We start from the raw sequence: 16,708 nt of genomic DNA, 5'->3' as shown, positions 1-16,708 counted from the left end.
TGCCAGCCCCTTTGAAAACGGATTCTGTTATGCGCTTGTTTCACACTTCCGACTGGCACCTGGGGCAAAACCTCCATGGCCAGGAACGCGACTTCGAACACGCCTGCTTTTTGACCTGGTTATTGGCCCAGTTGGCCAGCGAGCAACCTGACGTGCTGCTGATTGCCGGTGATATCTTCGACACCGTCAACCCACCCGTCAAAGCCCAGGAACGGCTCTACGACTTTATCGTCAGCGCCCATGAGCAACAGCCAAAACTGACCATCGTGATGATTGCCGGCAACCACGACTCCGGCTCGCGTATCGAACTGCCCGCGCCCTTGATGCGCCGTTTGCGCACCCATGCATTGGGCCGGGTGCTGTGGCTCGACGACGGCCAGCTCGACGCCGAACGCCTGCTGATTCCCTTGCCCGATGCCAGTGGCGAAATCGCCGCCTGGTGCCTGGCGCTGCCCTTCCTTAGGCCCGCCGAAGTCACCGGCGCGCATCTTGGCGATGACTATTTGCGCGGTATCGGTCAGGTCCATGAATGGCTGATCGAAGCGGCCAACACCAAACGCAAGCCGGGCCAAGCCCTGATCGCCATCAGCCACGCCCATATGGCTGGCGGCTCGATCTCGGAAGATTCCGAACGCAGCCTGATCATCGGCAATGCCGAGGCCCTGCCCGCCAGCCTGTTTGGCCCCAGCATCAGCTATGTCGCCCTCGGCCATTTGCACAAACCGCAACGGGTCAATAACGAAGAGCGGATCCGCTACTGCGGCTCGCCAATCCCGTTGTCCTTCTCGGAGATCGGCTATCAGCACCAGATCCTCGACGTCACACTCAAAGGCGAAACCCTGGTCAGCGTTGAAACACGCCTGATTCCGCGTGCAGTGAACCTGCAACGCATCGGCCCGTTACCCCTGGCTGAAATCCTCACGCAGCTTGCTGAGCTGCCGGATATCGATTTGCTGGCCGATATCCAGCGCCAGCCCTGGCTCGAAGTGCGGGTAAAACTCGACGAACCACAGCCCGATCTGCGCCAGCAGATCGAAACTGCGCTGCAAGGCAAGTCCGTGCGCCTGGTCCGCATTGCTGCCGAATATGCCGGTAGCGGCGGCCGCAACGGCGATGACGACGCCACGCGCCTGATCGAACTCGACCAACTGACGCCCCAGGAACTGTTCAGCCGCGCCTGGCAAGAAAACTACGGCAGTGAAGCCGATGAACAGACTCTCAAGGACTTTGCCGTGTTGCTGCAAGAAGTTCAGTTGGAAGGTGAACAACCATGAAAATCCTCGCCATTCGCCTGAAAAACCTCGCCTCGCTGGCCGGGCCCTTTGAGCTGGACTTCACCGCCGAGCCGCTGGCCAGTGCCGGGTTGTTTGCCATCACCGGGCCCACCGGCGCCGGTAAAAGCACTCTGCTCGATGCTCTGTGCCTGGCGCTGTTTGGTGCTGTGCCACGGCTGAACAATACCGGGCGCGATGCCAAGGTGCCGGATGCCGACGGCGAAATCGCCACCGGCGACCCGCGCACTCTGCTGCGCCGTGGTACTGGCGACGGCTATGCCGAAGTCGATTTTGTCGGCATTGACGGGCGCCGTTACCGCGCCCGCTGGGAAGCCAACCGCGCCCGCGAAAAGGCCACCGGCAAGCTGCAAGCCAGTCGCCAGAGCCTGCGCGATCTGGACAGCGACCAACTGCTGGCCAGTCAGAAAGGCGATTACAAAGTCCAGTTGGAAGCACGACTGGGGCTCAACTTCGAGCAATTCACCCGCGCCGTGATGCTGGCCCAAAGCGAGTTCAGCGCCTTTCTCAAGGCCGATGACAACGAGCGCAGCGAGCTGCTGGAAAAACTCACCGATACCGCGCTTTACACCCGCCTGGGCAAGCGTGCATTCGACAAGGCCAAAGAAGCCAAGGACGCGCACAAGCAACTGCAGGACCAGGCCGTCGGCGTCACCCCCCTTGAGCCGCAAGCCCGCGTCGAACTGGACCAGCGCTTCAACGAGGCGCAGCAGCAGCTAAAAGACCAGCAAGGCCAGCTCAAGCAACTTGAACTGCAACACACCTGGCTCAAAACCCTGAGCGACCTGCAAGAGCAACGCCACAGCGCTGCAGAACAACTGCAACAGGCCCAAACCCTGTGGGACAGCCAGACCGAACAGCGCCAGACCCTGCATCTGCTGGAGCAACTGGCGCCACAACGTCATCAATTTGCCCGATTGGCCGAACTGAATGCTCAGCTAAGCCCGTTGACCGAGCAAATTCGTGCCCATCTGCAGCAGCAAACCGAGCTGGGCCAGGCTCAGACCCGACTTGAAGCAGAACTGCAAAGCGCGCAACTGGCGGCAACCCAGGCGCAAACCCACCAACGCGAATGCGCGCCACGGGTCCAACAGGCGCATCTGGAACAGGCCAACCTCAATCGCCTGACCCAGGCCCTGCACACCCAGCAATCTCTGCAACAGCAGGCCGAGCTGGCTTGCAGTCAAGGGCAGCAGGCACTCAACACCCTGCTCGAGCGTCAGCAACAAGGCACCGAACGCCTGGCGCAGATTGCCTCCCAACTCGAGCACAGCAACCAACTGGCGCCACTGGCCAGCGCCTGGGACGCCTATCGCCCAAGGCTGCAGCAGTTGGTGCGTCTGAGCAATAATCTCAGCACCGGGCGCAAGGAATTACCCGGCCTTGAGCAGCGAGCCCAGCAGGCCACGCAACAACTGAGCGAGCTGCGCAACAGCCTTGAAATCCTGTTCCAGGAAGCCGGGGCCGAGCCCCATGCGGTCAACGAACAAATCCACACCCTGGGCAGCCTGCTTAAGGACAACCGCCTGCAACAGCGCGCCTTCGAAGACTTGCAGCGCTTGTGCAGCAGCCAGCAGGTGCTCGATAGCCGCCTGCAAGAGCTGCAACTCAAGCAACACAGCGTGCAACAGGAACGCGACCGCCTGAGCCAGCAAGGCATACAGACCAAGGCCGACCTTGAAGTGGCCGAGCAAACATTGCAGGTCACCCGCCAATTGCTGGAACGCCAGCGCCTGGCCCGCAGCGCCAGCGTCGAAGAACTACGCGGGCAGTTGCAGGATGACCAGCCCTGCCCGGTGTGTGGCAGCGCCGAACATCCGTATCATCAGCCCGAAGCCTTGCTGCAAAGCCTGACCCGCCACGATGAAGAGGAAGAAGCCAGCGCCCGGGCCGTGGTCGACGGGCTCAAGGAAACCCTCGCCCAACTGCGCGAAAAGGTCGGCGGCCTGATCGCCCAGCAGAAAGAGTTTCTGCTTCAGCAAGAACGGATCCATCAAGAGCAGCAGGCCCTTGCCCCGAGCCTTCAAGCGCATCCGCTGCATGAGCAATGGCTGGCCCAGGACCCGGCCAAGCGTGAACCCTGGCTGACCCTGCGCCTGAATCAGTTGCAGCACAGCATCACCCAGGACGAACAGCGCCAAAACGTGTTACTCGCCCTGCAAAAAGAAGCTGCTCACCTGCAACAGCAAGTGCAGCGCTGTACCGAAGCCAGCCAGCTCGCGACCCAGCAACTGGCAGAGCAGCAACTGCACCTGAATGCCGACAGTCAGCGCCTCGAAGATGAACTTAACGAGTTTGCCAGCGTACTGACGCCAGCAATTCTCGACGCATTGCGCGATAACGCCGCCACCTGTTTTATGGCCCTCGACCAGCAAGTGGCTGATCGTGTGGCACAACTCGATCAGCAGCGCGACGAACAAGCCGAACAGGCGGAACGGGCGAGCAGCATCGAGCGTGAGCAGTATCAGCAAGCCAGTCGCAGCAAGGAACTGCACAGCCTGCAGCACAGTGTCAGTGAACTGAGCGAGCAGCAACAGGCAAGCCAGCATAGCCTCAAGCAGTTGCTGGGCGACTACAGCAGCGCCGAACAGTGGCAGCAAACGCTGGAGCAGGCCGTCGAACAGAGCCGCAGCGCCCAGACCCTGGCCGAGCAAACCGTGCAGGCCACGGCTAACCAGTTGCTGCAGCTCGCAGCCGAACTCAAGTCCGAACAGGAACGCCAGCAGGCCTTGCAACAGGAACACGGCAACCTCAGCGCCCTGCTCGCACAGTGGCGTGCGCAACATGGCGAACTGGATGACCGTCGCTTGCAGCAGTTACTCGGGTATGACGACGCACAGGTGCGCGAACTGCGCCAGCAACTGCAAAACAGCGAAAAAGCCGTCGAGCAAACCCGCGTGCTCCTGCAAGAACGCGAGCAGCGTCTGGCCCAACATCAGGCGCAAGCCAATGGCAATCTGGATGCCGAGGCCCTCAGCCGCGCACTTGATGAACTGCACGCACAACTGGCGGCCAGCGAACAGCAATGCGCCGAATTGCGCGCGCAGCAAAGTGAAGACCAACGTCGTCAGCAGGCCAATCAGGCCTTGGCCCAGCGCATCGCCCAAGCCTATGAAGAATGGCAGCGCTGGGCGCGACTCAGCGAACTGATCGGTTCGGGGACGGGGGACAAGTTCCGCAAAATCGCCCAGGCCTACAATCTCGACCTGCTGGTGCATCACGCCAACGCGCAACTGCGCCAACTGGTGCGCCGTTATCGCCTCAAGCGCGGCGGTAGCATGCTCGGCCTGCTGGTGATGGACACCGAAATGGGCGACGAACTGCGCTCGGTGCATTCGTTATCCGGCGGTGAAACCTTCCTGGTATCGCTGGCCCTGGCCCTGGGTTTGGCCTCGATGGCCTCCAGCACCCTGAAAATCGAATCGTTGTTTATCGACGAAGGCTTTGGCAGCCTCGATCCCGAATCGCTGCAACTGGCGATGGACGCATTGGACGGTTTGCAAGCCCAGGGGCGCAAGGTGGGGGTGATCTCCCACGTTCAGGAAATGCACGAACGCATCCCCGTACAGATCCAGGTACGACGCCAAGGCAACGGTTTGAGTACCGTGGAGGTGAAATGAGCGAACACCTGCTGTATTCCTTCCGCCGCTGCCCCTACGCCATGCGTGCGCGCATGGCCTTGCGCTACAGCGGCGTGCCGCTGTCGATTGTCGAGGTCAGCCTTAAAGCCAAACCGGCCGAAATGCTCGCGGCCTCGCCCAAGGGTACGGTACCAGTACTGGTGTGTGCCGATGGCCGAGTGATAGAGCAAAGCCTGGACATCATGCACTGGGCGCTGGCCCAGCATGACCCGGACAACTGGTTACAGGCGAGTGGCGTGCACCTGATCGAAGACAATGACCGCAGGTTCAAGGTGCTGCTGGACCGCTACAAATACGCCATCCGCTACCCGGAATATCCAATGGAGTATTACCGGGCACAGGGTGCCGAGTTTTTGCAGCGGCTCGAAGACGTGTTGACGCACACCCCATACCTGGCCGGGCCCGCATTGAGCTTGGCGGATGTGGCCCTGGCACCTTTTGTGCGCCAGTTCGCCCATGTGGATCGCGAATGGTTTGCGCAGTCACCCTTCCCGCACTTGAATGCCTGGCTGGAACGGTTTTTAGCTTCAGAGTTGTTTAACTCGGTGATGGCTAAAAACACCACCTGTAGATACTCTGTTCTAGGTCAAACCCCCTGTGGGAGCGAGCCTGCTCGCGAATGATCACTTCGCGAGCAGGCTCGCTCCCACGCTTGAAGTATCTCTGTAGCCGCTGATGAGGTACGAGGCTGCGACTACAGGACTTCACGCTTAATCCTTGCCTTTGAGCATGCTCTCCAGTACTCCATCCCGACGCACCCAACCATGGAACAGCGCCGCCGCCAAGTGCACCAGTACGGTAAAAAACAGCAAATACGCCAAGAACGTATGTGCCTTGCGCAAGACGGCAAAGGTGCTCGGGTTGGCCGGCAATATGGCCGGCAACTGCAATGAACTGCTCAACATCACCGGATCGCCCGCTGCCGATATCATCGCCCACCCCACCAGCGGCAACACAAACATCAAGACATACAGCAACACATGAGACAGCTTGGCCGCCAGCGCCTGAGCCGCGGGCAAGTCAGCTGGCAAAGGCGGTTGCCGGGTGGCAAAGCGCACAAACAGACGCACCACCACCAACAGCAAAATGGCGATGCCCAACGGCTTGTGCAGATTGAGCAGCCATTCATGGCGCTCGGACACCGAAGCCGCCATACCCGCGCCAATAAACAGCATGGCAATAATCATCAGTGCCATCAGCCAGTGCAGCAGGCGCGCCAAAGGGGCGAAATGCGAGGTGGGTGCGCTCATGGACGGGACTCCTGGGGCAGTTGATCAACTTCACTGGTACGTCGCACATAGGAACTGGCATAGGCCGCCGAACGTGCCGCCAGCAAGGGGTCATCCGAACCTTCGATGCCACTGGGCAAAATCAGCGGATCGTAGTTGATATCGCGGCACTCACCGGTGTTCTGCGCTTCGGCTTTTTCCAGCACCAGCGTGCCTGCATTCACCACTTTGCGCCCTGCAGGCCAGGTTTTGCTGGCATCCGCCGTGGGGTCGCCCGCCTCGGCCAGGGTCAGGTTGAGCTGCCATTTCAAGGGCCCGGCAGCCAGGCGCTTGGCCAGGTCCTGTTCGAGATAATCGGCATCGTTTGGCGCCGTAGCGCCTGCTGCGTCCTGCCCTAGCGGGATCACCCCCCAGCGCACGGCCTGACGCTGCCCGGCAGCGTTGACCAGATAGAACGCATTGATCCCGTTATAGCTTTCGGTGGCATAGCTGGCCGAAGGTTTCGCGGTTTTGACCCACTGCAAAAACGCCGTTGTTTCGGGATGCGCCGCAAAAAAAACCGGCATCGCACCGGGCACGGGCTTGCCCGTGGCCGGATCTGGCGCACCGGCTTGCAGCATCTGATAGAACGCCTCGGGCGTACCGACCGGGAACACCGGCATGCTGTTCATCCCCGTTCGCCATTGCTGACCATTGGCCTGGGTGAAGCGCAGCGCAAAACTGCGGATCGGCACACTACTGTCGGGGGCATACGGGTTGCCGCTGGGCAAGGCAAAACGCCCCACCACCGGAGTACGCCCGGCACCGAACACTTGGGCCGTAGACAACGCATGGGCATCGCCGCTGCCCTGAAAATAACCCACTACGCACATGCCCTTGGCATGATTGCGCCTGTAACCGGGGTGTACGCCGTTGTTGTGCTCCAGTGCATTGATAAAGCTTTTGGGCCGCAGGCGCTGCGAGTCCAGAGTGCCGTTGACGTAATAAAACCCGCCGAGGATAACGGCCACTACGCCGCCAATGCCTGCCAGACGCAGCATCACACTGGTAGGACTCAACGGCGTTTTGGCGGGCCTTGCAGGCGGCAATTGATCAACCATAAATAACTCCGGGGCCACGGGCCGTCAGGTAGATAGCCTATGAGACGCAGGCCGCCGAGGCTTATTCCCGCAGACGACGTTTTATTTTTTTGACTGTTTTTTTCAAGCCACGGGGAATAACGTCTGATCCCGGGCGTCTTTATGGCACCCACCCAGTCAATTGGCCCCTCCATGACCTCATTTGATGAGCAACTGCGCGAACTCATCCCGCGCCTGCGACGATTTGCATTGTCGTTGACCCGTCATGCCAGCAATGCCGACGACCTGGTGCAAACCTGCCTGGAACGGGCGCTGGGCAGTGTTGCCGGCAAGCGCCCCGAGGGCGATTTGCGGGCCTGGCTGTTCACCATCCTGTATCGCCAGTTTGTCGACAACCATCGGCGTTCCCGACGCTATGCGCGCATGCTCGAGTTTTTTACCGGCCGTGATGACACCCAGCCGTCAACCGAACGCACCGTGCTTGCCCAATCAACCCTCGAAGCTTTCGAACAGCTGAACCCCGAGCAACGCGCCTTGCTGCTGTGGGTATCGGTCGAAGGTTTGAGCTACAAGGAAGTCGCCGAAATACTCGACGTACCCATTGGCACCGTCATGTCGCGCCTGTCCAGGGCGCGCAACGCCTTGCGCCAACTCAGTGAGGGCGAAATCAACCGCCCGGCCCTGCGGAGACTCAAATGATCACCACACCACCCAGTGAGCGCGATCTGCACGCTTACGTCGACCACGCGCTCAGCGATGCAGAACGCCAGCAGGTTGAGCACTACTTGCTGGCCAACCCGCACATCGCCGCGCAGGTACAGGCCTGGCAATGCGACGCTCAAGCCTTGCGCACCGCACTGCATCAAAGCTTGCTGCAACCTGCCAACCCGAACCTCGACCCGGTCGCCATTCGCCAGCGCCAGCACCGCCAAGCCCGGCGCCAATGGGCCAGTGCGGCGGTGCTGCTGATTGCAGTGGGCATTGGTGGCTTGGGTGGCTGGCAGGCCAGGCTTTTGACCCAGGCCAGCAATGTGCTGCCCATGAGTGACGCCCTCGCTGCCCATCGCATGTTTGCTGAACAGGGATTTCTGCCGGCCGACTATAAGGTCCAGCAAAGCAGTGATATGCAGGGCTGGATTGACCGCTATTTCAGTCACGCTGAACGCTTGCCGGATCTGACTGGCGCGGGTTTTAAACCCGTCAGTTGTCGCCTGCTTACCACCGACCAGGGCGGCGCCGCGATGGTGTTGTACGAAGATCAGCAAGGGCGGCAGATCAGCTTCTATATCCGCCCGCCTGGCCCACAAAACAGTTTGCTGCCAAGGGGCAATCGACGGGATGGGGAATTACAGACCCAATACTGGTCTGGCCCCGGCTACAACTACGCGATGGTCGGCCCGGCTGACGCGCCGACAGCAAAGTTGCTGGATACGGTGGGGCTGTAAAGAAACACACAAAACCCGTAGCAGCTGCCGAAGGAACGAGGCTGCGTTCGGCGGCGAAGCGATCGTAAAACCTGAGCCCTCGGTTTAACTGGGATACCGCAAGCTCAGGTTTTACGACGGCTTCGCCGCCGAACGCAGCCTCGTTCCTTCGGCAGCTGCTACGAGGCTTTCGTATTTTTCAGGAGTGGGCTTTGTGATCCAGCGCAGCATAGAAGTTGGCGCTTTGTTGCAGATATTTTTGGGTATAGGCCGAAGATTTTTTGTCGCTGACCACGGTCGTAGCGCTGGCAGGCAGGGCCACGGTGGCGGAGATGGCGGAAGCCGCAATAACGGAAAAAAGATTCAAGTTCATGGCACTAACCCTCGACGATTCAGTTGGCTTGCTTGCCTTTTCAGGCCGTGAAACCAACTTAACGCCAAGGGTTGTCGCGTAGAAATTCATTGCAGCACTAGCGTCTATCAGTACGATTGATACAGGGCTGCACGCCCTTGAATTAAGGGCGGTTGATAAACTTCAGGTCAGACGGTGCATCCATTGCCAGGGTTTGCACGGTCTTGCCCAGCTTGCCGGTTTTGACGTCGCGCTCCAGCACCACAATGGCATTGCTCATCTGGTTGGCGATCAACAGGAACTTGCCATTGGGGCTCAAGGCAAACTCTCGCGGGTGGTCGCCTTCCACCGAGCGGCGCTGGATCTCAGTCAACTGGCCATTGCCCGGGTTAATCGCAAACACCAGGATCTCATTGGCCTTGCCACGGTTGCTGACGTACAAAAACTTGCCGTCTGACGAAGCATGCACGGCACCGGCCGCACGATTTTGCGCGGGCATGCCGTGGGCCAGGTCCAGCGCCTGACGCTGCTTGAGTTGACCATTGGCATAGTCGAACACAAACACCTGCGCACTCATTTCTGTGGTCAGGTAGGCGCGCTTGCCGTCTTTGGAAAACAGCAGATGACGCGGCCCGCTGCCTGCCGGCAATTCAATAAACGCCGGGTCTGCGGCTACCAGCGGATGCTCGGGATTGGCGGCCGGGTCATAGCGATAAACAAAAATCTTGTCTGCCCCCAGATCACTGGCGTAAACAAACTTGCCGTCGGGCGAGGACACCACCGAATGCACATGGGCAGACATCTGCCGCTCGGGGTTGACCCGGCTTGCCGGATGACTGCTCATCTGCGTCACGGGTTGCAGTTGGCCCTGTGCATTGATCGGCAACACCGCCAAGCTGCCACCCGGGTCGGCGTGCACGCCGTAGTTGGCGACAAACAGGTAACGCTGGTCATGGCTCAAGCTGGAATGAGTCGGCTCTTCACCCAGGGTGCTGACCTGATTGACCAGGATCAGCTCGTTGGTCTGGGGGTCGATAGCCAGACTGCTGGCACGGCCGACAACATCGGCCTGGCCCTGACCGTTTTCATTGACTACAAACAGACGCCGTTGATCATCGGACAAGGTCAGCCAGGAAGGGTTGGCCGCTTTGAACACTTGCAGCGGCTCAGGCGTGATGCGCCCTTTTTCGCTGTCAAATTGCAGTCGGTAAATACCCTCGCTGGTGCCCTGAGTATAGGAGCCAACCAGCAACTCGACTTCCTGGCTCGACGCGGCCTGAGCCGACATCGCGCCCACGCTCAGCGCCATCAGCACTGGCAGACTCTTAAACTTCATCAGCAACCTCGGCTTCATCGTCATCATTATTTGCACTCAGGGCGCTGAGGCAAACCAGACGGTGTTCACCGGAATCGCCAACGAGTGTCCAGCTTTGCAGGGTGTCGTCAAAAACGCTGGCGTCGATCTGCTCAAGGGTGAACTTCCAGCGTTTTTCGGCACGACCGTCCATGCACTTGATGAGCAATTGCACATCATCCAGAGAAAAGTCCCAGGCATGCAGCCCGTCAATGACCAGCATATCGCTGGTTTCAAGGGCTGCGCGCAAGGTCTGGTTTGAATCGCTCATTCATCAATCACCTGTAGGAAAGGCGTAATGATAGGTCAAATAAGCAATGCAACCCATAACCGTGACAAGTGATTGCACGGTTATGGGTGCGCTCTGCCCTGCGTTTAGTTTATTGACTGATCAATACCGGCCTTTTCAGCCAAGCGCACGGTCAGTAAACTGGCCATCCACCAAGCGCTGAATCCCTAGCGGGTTGGCGTTTTTCAAGACCTCGGGCAGCAGGCTGTCGGGGTAGTTCTGCAAGCACACCGGGCGCAGAAAACGGTCAATCGCCAAGGTGCCCACCGAGGTGCCACGGGCATCGGAGGTGGCCGGATACGGGCCGCCATGCACCATCGAATCACAAACCTCGACGCCCGTCGGATAGCCATTCAGCAAAATGCGCCCGACTTTCTGCTCCAGCAGCCCGGTCAACTCACTGAACTGTGCGAAGTCCGCCTCTTCACCAATCAGGGTGGCAGTAAGTTGACCACGCAAACCGTTGAGCGCGGCATTGAGCTGGGCTTGGTCCGCCACCTCAATCACCACCGTCGTCGGCCCGAAGACCTCTTCCTGCAACACCTCATCCCCTTCCAGCAGCAGGCTTACATCCGCCTTGAACAGCTGCGGTTGGGCCTGATTGCCCAGCTGCGCCTGACCCGCCACATGCGCAATGCGCTCATGCTTGAGCAATGCGTTCAAACCTTTGCCATAGCTGCGCAGAGTCCCGGCGTTGAGCATGGTCTGTGCCGGTTGCTCGCTGATTTGCGCGGCCAGTTGTTGAATAAATGCGCTGAAAGCTGCCGAACGTATACCGACCACCAACCCCGGATTGGTACAGAACTGCCCGCAGCCTTGCACCACCGAAGCGGCCAGTTCACGGGCAATGTTGGCACTGCGCACGGCCAGCGCCTGGGGCAGGATAATCACCGGGTTGATGCTCGACATCTCGGCAAACACCGGAATCGGCTGTGGCCGCGCCGCGGCCATATCACACAGGGCACGCCCACCGTGCAGCGAACCGGTGAAGCCCACCGCCTGAATAGCCGGATGCTTGACCAGAGCTTCGCCCACCCCCGAGCCATAAATCATGTTGAACACGCCAGCGGGCATGCCCGTACGCTCGGCAGCGCGAAGCAATGCATCAGCTACCAGCTCAGCGGTTGCCATATGCCCGCTATGGGCCTTGAACACCACCGGGCAACCGGCCGCCAGTGCCGAGGCGGTATCGCCACCGGCCGTTGAAAATGCCAACGGAAAGTTACTCGCGCCAAATACCGCCACCGGCCCCAGACCAATGCGGTACTGGCGCAAATCAGGGCGTGGCAATGGCGTGCGATCCGGCAACGCCCGATCAATCCGTGCCGCATAAAAATCGCCCCGGCGCAGCACTTTGGCGAACAGGCGCATCTGTGCGCTGGTACGTCCGCGCTCGCCCTGAATGCGACCTGCAGGCAATCCTGTTTCGCGGCACACAATGGCGACAAAGTCATCGCCCAACGCATCCAGTTCATCGGCGATGGCGTCGAGAAATTCGCCGCGGCGCTCAGCGCTCAAGGCGCGAAAGGTCGGGTACGCACTGGCGGCAGCTTTGGCTGCGCGGTCGACTTCGCTGGGAGTGGCCTGGTAAAAATCCGCAGCCAGGTTCTCACCGCTAGTCGCATCGACACTCTTGACGATGATGCTGCCTTCGGCGCTGCGCTGGCCGCCGATATAGTTGTGACCGAGTATCTGAGTCATGCCGAGGTTTCCTTTAAAGAGTGCCAATGGCGCCTGGTTCAAACACCGCACCAACCGGGGCGATTCCGTTGATTAATGGCGCGCCGAATTCGGTCTGGCTGATTTCAAAATGGTCACCGGGCTGCGTGCGAACGCCGTCGGCAAACGACAAGGTAGCGGTGCCAAAAAAGTGGATATGCACATCGCCCGGGCGCAAGAACTGGCTGTATTTGAAGTGGTGATATTCAAGGTTTTCCAGGCTGTGGCACATGTTGGCTTCGCCGCTGAGAAACTCGCTCTCCCACAGCACCTTGCCATCGCGCACGATGCGGCTGCTGCCAGCCAGATGCTGCGGCAACTCGCCAACCCGCAGTTCCGGGCCGAATGAGCAACTGCGCAGTTTGGAATGGGCCAGGTACAGGTAGTTTTTGCGCTCCATCACATGGTCGGAGAACTCATTACCCACGGCGAAGCCCAAACGGTAAGGCTTACCATCATGACCAATCACATACAGGCCACCGATTTCCGGTTCTTCACCGGCATCCTCGGCAAACGGTGGCAACGGGAATGCCGCACCGGGGCGCACGACAATGCTGCCATCGCCCTTGTAAAACCATTCCGGTTGCATGCCCGCTTGCCCGGTTGCAGGTTTGCCGCCCTCCACGCCCCATTTGAACATGCGCATGGTGTCGGTCAGGGTGGCTTCGTCACCCGCCTGTTGATGCATTTTGTCCCGCGCCGAAGCGCTACCCAGATGGGTCAGGCCGGTGCCGCTGATCAGCATATGCGCCGGGTCCGGGTGATCCAGTGGCGGCAGAATGCGCAACTCGGCCAGCAGCGCCGGGTAATCGTGCGTGGTGCCCAACCCCTGTAAATCGACTTGCTGGGCCAGGCTCTTGCCCGCTTCAATCGCCGCCAGTGCCAGATCCCGCACACTGGTTGCATCCTGTACTTCACGTACCAGCACGCCGTCCACCAGACCCACGCGGCGCTCACCGTTATTCAATTCAAACTGTACCAAACGCATATTGAGTCTCCTTAAAGATGAGTGGCCGAGCGAGCACTGGCCGCGAATTCATTCGGTTTGAGCACATGCTTGCGCTCAAGCACGCGATACACCACGAAGGTCAGAAACAGTCCGAACACCATCACTGCCGACAGAAAGTACAAGCCCGAAGCCAGGTTGCCGGTGTACTCCTTGAGCGCGCCGATCACGAACGGACCGATATAACCGCCCAGGTTGCCCACCGAGTTGATCAAGGCAATCCCGGCCGCCGCGCTGGCACCAGCAAAAAAGCGCCCCGGCAAGGTCCAGAAAATTGCGGTACAGGAGAACAACGAGAATGCCACCAGGCACAAGGCTGCCAGTTGCAGCACTGGCACCGTCAGCCAGGCACTTAAAAACAGCCCGATCGCGCCCACCACATATAAGGCCGCCAAATGGCCGTAGCGGTCATTCAGACGGTCGGAACTGCGCGGGATAATCAACAGGCCGATGATGCCAAAGATGTACGGCACCGAAGACACAAACCCGGTGGTCAGATCGCTGCCGCCAAACTGCTTGATCAGCGTCGGCAGCCACAGGCCCAGACCGTAAATGCTTAGGGTGACTGGCAGATAAAACAGCGCCAGCAGCAGCACGCGCTTGTCTTTCAAGGCATGCAGCGGGTTGCCGTGACGAGTCTGGCCGTAGGCTTGCAGGTCTTTTTCCAGCTCACCTACCAGCCAGTCTTTCTCGCCCTGGCTCATCCACTTGACCTGTTGCGGGCCGTCCGGCAGATAACGCAGCACCGGCCAGGTCAGCAAGATGGCAGGCAGGCCGATCACGATAAACAACCACTGCCAGCCGTGCAGGCCAAGCACCCCGTCCATGCCCAGCAGGCCGCCGGACACAGGCCCGGTGATCATCATGGCGATAGGTTGCGAGAGGATAAACAGCCCCAGGATCTTGCCGCGATGGCGCACCGGGAACCATTGGGTGATGTAGTACAGAACTCCTGGAAAGAACCCCGCTTCGGCCACACCGAGTAAAAAGCGCATCACATAGAAGCTGTGCGGTCCCTGTACGAACGCCATGCCGATGGTGATGGCGCCCCAGGTAATCATGATCCGGGCAAACCAGCGTCGGGCGCCGAAGCGCTCAAGCATCAGGTTGCTGGGGATCTCCATCAGAAAGTAACCGATAAAGAACAGCCCCGCGCCCAAGCCGTAAGCCGCGTCACCAATGCCCAGGTCTGCGCCCATATGCAGCTTGGCAAAGCCCACCGCAGAGCGGTCCACATAGGCAATCAGATAGAGCAGGATCAGAAACGGAATGAGTTTTAGCGTAATGCGACGAATAAGCCCGAGTTCCTGGCTCATGAGACGGTCTCCCATTGTTTTTGTTATGGCACCTCTGGAGTGGCCTCAGGCGTGAAACGCCAGGATCAGCTCTCAGTTGCAGCGACTATATAGTAATACTATTTACCCAACAACTCTTCACCAGCGACTATATATGGGTTATGTTGCATCAATAAAAACTAATTAGTCATACAATAAGAGATGTCCGCCATGTCTGATAAAACCCCTCCACTGCGTTCGGCCCAATGGTTTGGCAGCGCGGATAAAAACGGCTTTATGTACCGCAGCTGGATGAAGAATCAGGGCATCCCCGACCATCAGTTTCAGGGCAAGCCAATCATCGGCATCTGCAATACCTGGTCGGAACTGACCCCGTGCAACGCACACTTTCGAACCATCGCAGAACACGTCAAACGCGGCGTGATCGAGGCTGGCGGCTGGCCAGTGGAGTTCCCGGTGTTCTCCAACGGCGAATCCAACCTGCGCCCTACCGCCATGCTGACCCGCAACCTGGCAAGCATGGATGTGGAAGAAGCGATCCGGGGCAACCCGATTGACGGCGTGGTGCTGTTGACCGGCTGCGACAAAACCACCCCGGCCCTGCTGATGGGCGCGGCCAGCTGTGACGTGCCCGCCATCGTGGTCACCGGCGGGCCGATGCTCAACGGCAAGCACAAGGGCAAGGATATCGGCGCCGGGACCATCGTCTGGCAAATGCACGAATCCTATAAAGCGGGGAATATCAGCCTCGACGAATTCCTCTCGGCTGAAGCCGGCATGTCGCGCTCCGCAGGCACCTGCAACACCATGGGCACGGCATCGACCATGGCCTGCATGGCCGAAGCGCTGGGTACTTCGCTACCGCATAACGCGGCGATTCCGGCGGTGGATTCGCGTCGCTATGTACTGGCCCACATGTCCGGCATGCGGGCCGTGGAGATGGTGCGCGAAGACCTGCGCCTATCCAAGGTGCTGACCAAGGAAGCTTTTGAAAACGCGATCCGGGTCAACGCCGCCATCGGTGGTTCGACCAACGCGGTGATTCACCTGAAAGCCATCGCCGGGCGCATCGGTGTAGATCTGGAGCTGGACGACTGGACCCGCATCGGCCGTGGCACCCCTACCCTGGTGGACTTGCAGCCATCGGGACGTTTTCTAATGGAAGAGTTCTACTACGCGGGCGGCTTGCCTGCGGTATTGCGCCGCCTGGGTGAAAACAACCTGATTCCGCATCCGGACGCCTTGACCGTCAACGGAAAAAGCCTATGGGAAAACGTCAAGAACTCGCCGATTTATGGCGACGACGAAGTGATCCGCGCCATTGAAAACCCTTTGGTGGCGGACGGCGGTATTTGCGTATTGCGCGGCAACCTGGCGCCATTGGGCGCGGTACTCAAGCCTTCGGCTGCGACCCCGGCGCTGATGAAACATCGCGGGCAAGCCGTGGTGTTTGAAAACTTCGACATGTACAAAGCGCGGATCAACGACCCGGAGCTGGAGGTCACGGCGGATTCAATTCTGGTGATGAAAAACTGTGGGCCCAAGGGTTATCCGGGAATGGCTGAGGTAGGCAACATGGGCCTGCCGGCCAAACTGCTGGCCCAGGGCGTGACCGATATGGTACGTATTTCGGACGCTCGGATGAGCGGCACCGCGTACGGCACCGTGGTGTTGCACGTAGCGCCGGAAGCGGCTGCGGGCGGACCGTTGGCTGCCGTACAGGAAGGTGACTGGATTGAACTGGACTGCGCCAGCGGGCGCTTGCATCTGGATATCAGCGATGCAGAACTGGCAGCGCGCCTGGCCGATATAGAACCGCCGCAAAAATTGCTGATAGGCGGTTATCGCCAACTGTATATCGACCATGTGATGCAGGCCGACCAGGGCTGCGACTTTGACTTTCTGGTAGGTTGCCGGGGATCAGAAGTACCGCGTCATTCCCATTGATCGCAGCCGCGGTACCGGATTCAACTGACACACCATAGCGTCCGATTTCACGACGACTTCGTCGCCGAACGCAGCCTCGCC

14 protein-coding genes are annotated in these 16,708 nt (G+C 59.6%); 6 read left to right on the top strand and 8 right to left on the bottom strand.

What is annotated here, in order from left to right; genetic code table 11:
- The first annotated feature begins 29 nt into the window (after nucleotides 1-29).
- Genes U5A05_RS10675 through U5A05_RS10665 form a run of 3 tightly spaced genes read left to right on the top strand, consistent with a single transcriptional unit; the run spans nucleotide 30 to nucleotide 5,556 of the window.
- Nucleotides 30-1,274, top strand: a complete 1,245-nt coding sequence (locus tag U5A05_RS10675) for an exonuclease SbcCD subunit D C-terminal domain-containing protein (protein WP_321836325.1) — start codon at nucleotides 30-32, stop codon at nucleotides 1,272-1,274.
- Complete coding sequence (locus tag U5A05_RS10670; RefSeq protein WP_321836324.1) at nucleotides 1,271-4,912, top strand: AAA family ATPase; 3,642 nt, start codon at nucleotides 1,271-1,273, stop codon at nucleotides 4,910-4,912. Before U5A05_RS10675 ends, U5A05_RS10670 begins: the two co-directional genes overlap by 4 nt.
- The gene (locus tag U5A05_RS10665) at nucleotides 4,909-5,556 is read left to right on the top strand and encodes a glutathione S-transferase (RefSeq protein WP_321836323.1); all 648 of its coding nucleotides are present in this window, start codon (nucleotides 4,909-4,911) and stop codon (nucleotides 5,554-5,556) included. Before U5A05_RS10670 ends, U5A05_RS10665 begins: the two co-directional genes overlap by 4 nt.
- 87 nt (nucleotides 5,557-5,643) lie before the next feature.
- On the opposite strand, the gene U5A05_RS10660 is transcribed toward U5A05_RS10665, so the two are convergent.
- Both U5A05_RS10660 and U5A05_RS10655 read right to left on the bottom strand, forming a co-directional pair.
- On the bottom strand, nucleotides 5,644-6,183 hold the full coding sequence (locus U5A05_RS10660; RefSeq protein WP_321836322.1) for a cytochrome b: 540 nt from the start codon (nucleotides 6,181-6,183) through the stop codon (nucleotides 5,644-5,646).
- Nucleotides 6,180-7,262, bottom strand: a complete 1,083-nt coding sequence (locus tag U5A05_RS10655; RefSeq protein ID WP_321836321.1) for a catalase family peroxidase — start codon at nucleotides 7,260-7,262, stop codon at nucleotides 6,180-6,182. The genes U5A05_RS10660 and U5A05_RS10655 overlap by 4 nt, the downstream gene beginning before the upstream one ends.
- Nucleotides 7,263-7,433: 171 nt before the next feature.
- Between U5A05_RS10655 and U5A05_RS10650 the strand changes: the two genes are divergently transcribed.
- Together U5A05_RS10650 and U5A05_RS10645 are read left to right on the top strand one after the other, a co-directional pair.
- Complete coding sequence (locus U5A05_RS10650) at nucleotides 7,434-7,940, top strand: RNA polymerase sigma factor (protein WP_261742046.1); 507 nt, start codon at nucleotides 7,434-7,436, stop codon at nucleotides 7,938-7,940.
- Entirely contained in the window at nucleotides 7,937-8,686 is a 750-nt protein-coding gene (locus U5A05_RS10645) for an anti-sigma factor family protein (RefSeq protein ID WP_321836320.1), read from the top strand. Before U5A05_RS10650 ends, U5A05_RS10645 begins: the two co-directional genes overlap by 4 nt.
- 178 nt (nucleotides 8,687-8,864) lie before the next feature.
- On the opposite strand, the gene U5A05_RS10640 is transcribed toward U5A05_RS10645, so the two are convergent.
- The 6 genes from U5A05_RS10640 to U5A05_RS10615 form a co-directional block, all read right to left on the bottom strand.
- Complete coding sequence (locus U5A05_RS10640) at nucleotides 8,865-9,038, bottom strand: hypothetical protein (RefSeq protein ID WP_321836319.1); 174 nt, start codon at nucleotides 9,036-9,038, stop codon at nucleotides 8,865-8,867.
- Between the two features lie 142 nt (nucleotides 9,039-9,180).
- On the bottom strand, nucleotides 9,181-10,353 hold the full coding sequence (locus U5A05_RS10635) for a lactonase family protein (RefSeq protein ID WP_321836318.1): 1,173 nt from the start codon (nucleotides 10,351-10,353) through the stop codon (nucleotides 9,181-9,183).
- Nucleotides 10,343-10,642: a DUF5629 family protein gene (locus U5A05_RS10630; RefSeq protein WP_261742042.1), complete on the bottom strand. Its 300-nt coding sequence runs from the start codon at nucleotides 10,640-10,642 to the stop codon at nucleotides 10,343-10,345. The genes U5A05_RS10635 and U5A05_RS10630 overlap by 11 nt, the downstream gene beginning before the upstream one ends.
- A 135-nt stretch (nucleotides 10,643-10,777) precedes the next feature.
- The gene (locus U5A05_RS10625) at nucleotides 10,778-12,301 is read right to left on the bottom strand and encodes an aldehyde dehydrogenase (NADP(+)) (RefSeq protein WP_425262907.1); all 1,524 of its coding nucleotides are present in this window, start codon (nucleotides 12,299-12,301) and stop codon (nucleotides 10,778-10,780) included.
- Between the two features lie 73 nt (nucleotides 12,302-12,374).
- Nucleotides 12,375-13,367 carry an AraD1 family protein gene (gene araD1, locus U5A05_RS10620; protein ID WP_321836316.1) on the bottom strand — a complete coding sequence of 331 codons (993 nt, stop codon included), beginning with the start codon at nucleotides 13,365-13,367 and terminating at the stop codon, nucleotides 12,375-12,377.
- 11 nt (nucleotides 13,368-13,378) lie between these two features.
- Complete coding sequence (locus U5A05_RS10615) at nucleotides 13,379-14,701, bottom strand: MFS transporter (protein WP_261742039.1); 1,323 nt, start codon at nucleotides 14,699-14,701, stop codon at nucleotides 13,379-13,381.
- A 189-nt stretch (nucleotides 14,702-14,890) separates the two neighbouring features.
- Between U5A05_RS10615 and U5A05_RS10610 the strand changes: the two genes are divergently transcribed.
- Nucleotides 14,891-16,627 carry an IlvD/Edd family dehydratase gene (locus tag U5A05_RS10610; RefSeq protein WP_261742038.1) on the top strand — a complete coding sequence of 579 codons (1,737 nt, stop codon included), beginning with the start codon at nucleotides 14,891-14,893 and terminating at the stop codon, nucleotides 16,625-16,627.
- The last annotated feature ends 81 nt before the right edge of the window (nucleotides 16,628-16,708 follow it).

The organism is Pseudomonas kulmbachensis (assembly GCF_963681935.1).
Taxonomy (GTDB): domain Bacteria; phylum Pseudomonadota; class Gammaproteobacteria; order Pseudomonadales; family Pseudomonadaceae; genus Aquipseudomonas; species Aquipseudomonas kulmbachensis.
The sequence above is the reverse complement of the archived record's forward strand: the minus strand, read 5'-3'. Positions and strand labels throughout refer to the sequence as shown.

Coding starts and splice junctions, on each gene's coding strand:
- U5A05_RS10675 (WP_321836325.1), top strand. CDS start 30: ATGCGCTTGTTTCACACTTCCGACTGGCACCTGGGGCAAAACCTCCAT.
- U5A05_RS10670 (WP_321836324.1), top strand. CDS start 1,271: ATGAAAATCCTCGCCATTCGCCTGAAAAACCTCGCCTCGCTGGCCGGG.
- U5A05_RS10665 (WP_321836323.1), top strand. CDS start 4,909: ATGAGCGAACACCTGCTGTATTCCTTCCGCCGCTGCCCCTACGCCATG.
- U5A05_RS10660 (WP_321836322.1), bottom strand. CDS start 6,183: ATGAGCGCACCCACCTCGCATTTCGCCCCTTTGGCGCGCCTGCTGCAC.
- U5A05_RS10655 (WP_321836321.1), bottom strand. CDS start 7,262: ATGGTTGATCAATTGCCGCCTGCAAGGCCCGCCAAAACGCCGTTGAGT.
- U5A05_RS10650 (WP_261742046.1), top strand. CDS start 7,434: ATGACCTCATTTGATGAGCAACTGCGCGAACTCATCCCGCGCCTGCGA.
- U5A05_RS10645 (WP_321836320.1), top strand. CDS start 7,937: ATGATCACCACACCACCCAGTGAGCGCGATCTGCACGCTTACGTCGAC.
- U5A05_RS10640 (WP_321836319.1), bottom strand. CDS start 9,038: ATGAACTTGAATCTTTTTTCCGTTATTGCGGCTTCCGCCATCTCCGCC.
- U5A05_RS10635 (WP_321836318.1), bottom strand. CDS start 10,353: ATGAAGTTTAAGAGTCTGCCAGTGCTGATGGCGCTGAGCGTGGGCGCG.
- U5A05_RS10630 (WP_261742042.1), bottom strand. CDS start 10,642: ATGAGCGATTCAAACCAGACCTTGCGCGCAGCCCTTGAAACCAGCGAT.
- araD1 (WP_321836316.1), bottom strand. CDS start 13,367: ATGCGTTTGGTACAGTTTGAATTGAATAACGGTGAGCGCCGCGTGGGT.
- U5A05_RS10615 (WP_261742039.1), bottom strand. CDS start 14,701: ATGAGCCAGGAACTCGGGCTTATTCGTCGCATTACGCTAAAACTCATT.
- U5A05_RS10610 (WP_261742038.1), top strand. CDS start 14,891: ATGTCTGATAAAACCCCTCCACTGCGTTCGGCCCAATGGTTTGGCAGC.